1 pseudogene is annotated in these 210 nt (G+C 46.7%); it reads right to left on the bottom strand.

Annotated features, from left to right (window positions below):
* A pseudogene (locus V5T57_RS20790) lies at positions 1–210 on the bottom strand (IS5/IS1182 family transposase); the annotation flags it as partial.

Raw genomic sequence — 210 nt, 5'->3', positions numbered from 1 at the left:
GGTTGGTCGTGCGATAGATCAGAGGATAGCCTTTCGGGCACTGATAGTAATCCCCTTCTGCATCATAGAGATATTCGCGTTTGTAGAAGAGTTCCTTATTGGGATGATTGCTACGCCTATACCCTACAACTCCGTGAATAAGTCGATCTTCAAGACCTTTGCAAATCACCGCTGAATTGTAGCCAGCATCCAGCCCCGTAGCTTCTACAT

Origin of the sequence: Magnetococcus sp. PR-3, from assembly GCF_036689865.1 — a bacterium.
GTDB lineage: Bacteria > Pseudomonadota > Magnetococcia > Magnetococcales > Magnetococcaceae > Magnetococcus.
The sequence above is the reverse complement of the archived record's forward strand: the minus strand, read 5'-3'. Positions and strand labels throughout refer to the sequence as shown.